The organism is Streptomyces radicis (genome assembly GCF_003626575.1).
Taxonomy (GTDB): Bacteria; Actinomycetota; Actinomycetes; order Streptomycetales; family Streptomycetaceae; genus Streptomyces; species Streptomyces radicis.
Genome location: NZ_RBDY01000067.1, coordinates 1 through 2,488 on the forward strand (window position 1 = coordinate 1; position 2,488 = coordinate 2,488).

Annotated in this window: 1 protein-coding gene; it reads right to left on the reverse strand. The window is 71.9% G+C overall.

Annotated elements, in window-relative coordinates; translation table 11 throughout:
* Nucleotides 1-2,467, reverse strand: a 2,467-nt coding sequence (locus D7318_RS32225; RefSeq protein ID WP_183091763.1) for a hypothetical protein, incomplete at its 3' end; no start/stop codon positions are given.
* Nucleotides 2,468-2,488: the final 21 nt, after the last annotated feature.

Below are 2,488 nucleotides of genomic sequence, written 5' to 3' on the forward strand. Positions count from 1 at the left end.
TGGTGACGGTGTTGTCGTCGGACCACGCGCGGTCCGAGATGTCCTGGCCGCCCCGGTGGACGGTGGGGTGGCCGTCCGGGTCCAGGGGGTAGGCCCTGACGATGTCGCCGGGTGTGCCGTCGGGGTTTGGTGGCCGCACCGCGTCGTGGGTGTGCGCTCCCGTGCTGTTGACGACCTGGCGTCCGACGTTGTCCACCTCGATCAGGAACATGTCGTCGGCCAGGCGTTCGACGCGTGCGCCCTCGACGGGGCGGCGGATCGCGTCCGCCACGTCCGGCAGGCCGCCGCCCGGAGGCAGGAACAGGGAGAAACGGGACAACGTGCCACTCAGCGGCGCCAGCGTCTCCAGTGGCGCCAGCGCGCCATCGCCGCTGTGCTCGGTGGTGTGGGGGCCGGATTCGATGGTGACGGTGTCGTCGTCGGACCATGCGTCGTCCGAGATGTCCTGGCCGCCCCGGTGGACGGTGGGGTGGCCGTCCGGGTCCAGGGGGTAGGCCCTGACGATGTCGCCGGGTGTGCCGTCGGGGTTTGGCTGCCGCACCGCGTCGTGGGTGTGCGCTCCCGTGCTGTTGACGACCTGGCGTCCGACGTTGTCCACCTCGATCAGGAACATGTCGTCGGCCAGGCGCTCGAGGCGTGCGCCCTCGACGGGGCGGCGGATCGCGTCCGCCACGTCCGGCAGGCCGCCGCCCGGAGGCAGGAACAAGGAGTAACCGGACAACGCGCCGCTCAGCGGCCTTGTCGTCTCCATCGACGTCAGCGCGGGCCGGGCGATCGCATAGGAGTTGTCCTGCGACCGCACGGTGTACCAGCCCTCGCCCAGCGGGGTCACGGTTGCCCCGGGGACGGGGTGGTCGCCGGGTCCGAGCAGCCTCGGCGCGCCGTCGCCGGAGTCGACGAAGCGGAAGCCCGCCAAGGATCCCGTGGTGATCTCCAGCGTGCGGATGGGGGCGGTGCCGTCCGCGCCTTCGGCCGTCTCGGAGCTGGTGCGCACGGTGACATAGGGCGCCGGGGTCATGGCGCCGCCCGTCTCAAGACGGTCGGTGCGGACCACGAACGGAGCGTGGTGGGTCTCGTTGTTGGGCAGCAGCGCCAGCTCGTTGGAGGCGTTCCCGTCGCGTCCTGGCAGCGGCACGACGTCGTAGTTGCTGAGCACTGCCCTGCTGAGGGTCACATGGCCGCCGCCGGGTACGTCGATGAGGAACTGGTCGTCCAGTTCCAGGGGTCGCACGGGCGCCCCGGGGAGCGGTGTCCCGTCGGGGCGGACCACGAAGGGCGTGTCGCTGCCGCGGGGGACGGCGAAGATGTTGCCGCCCAGGGGCCCGTCCGGGGTGCGGTGCGCGTAGCCGAGGAAGGTGCCGTCCGCCGCGAAGAAGGTGGCGTCGGGTATGTCGTCCTCCGCGCGCAGGGCCGCGCCGTCCATCCAGAAGTCGTCGCTCGGGCCCGTGCGGTCCGTGCCGATGGGCAGGGCGACCAGGCGGTCCTGGGCGCCCGGCACCTGTACCACGGCGTGGGAGTGCTCCATGTCCGCCCCCAGCAGGGCGCGTCCGACTCCTGGCGCGTCGATCATGTTCAGCTCGGTGCCGAACGGCCTGAGGGTCACGCCCGCCACCGGAGCGCCTGTCCCGGTGTGGATGACCTGGGCCGTCACGGTGCCGTCGGGCAGCTCGGTCAGCTCGAAGCGGTATCCGGTGAACGAGTCACGGCCCTGCCCCGACCGCACGGTGGACTCCAATGTCCCGTCCAGGCGGTGGAACGTGGTCACTCCGGGGCTGTAGGTGATGGCGAGCCGTCCGTCGCTCACCACGACGCCCGAGCCCGGCACGGGCCCGAGGCCGTCGTAGAGCGTCCCCCGGCCCGAGCCGTTCGACGGCCAGACGGCGACGCCTTCGGTGACCCCGTTGGGCAGGGACGGCAGCTCGGCGTGGTGGAGGTAGTCCCCGGAGCGGCTGTCGATGACCACCGGGTCACGGCCTGGGATGGTCACCAGGACGTCGGGGAAGTGGGGGTCGGGCACGATGAACAGGTTCCGCACATGGGCGCCGTCCACGACCTGCCCGTCGGCGGTGACGCCCCAGGAGCCCGCGTCGTAGGCCCGGGTGGTCGAGCGCGAGAAGTGGATCTCGTGACCGGCGAGCCGCCCATCGGTCATGGTGAGCCGGAGCGCGCGGTAGTTGCCCGCCCAGTCGAAGAACTGGATGGCGTGGGTGTTGGCCGCGTGGCGGGTGATCCCGGTCGCGTCGGCGACCAGGGTGAGTTCCCGCCATGGTTCGCCCCCCGAGGTGAGCGCGAAGGGGTCGTCCCCGCGCAGGGGCAGGGCGGCCCAGCCGTAAGAGACGTTGTCCCAGTGGAGCCACACCGCGTCGTGGGTGTGGGTGCCCTGGGTGTCGACGATGCCCGGGTGCTGGCCTGGGGTGTTGACGAGGTAGCCGCCGTTGTCGAGCGGTTTGGCCGTGGCGTTGGGCACGGGGGTTCCGTCGGGGCCGAC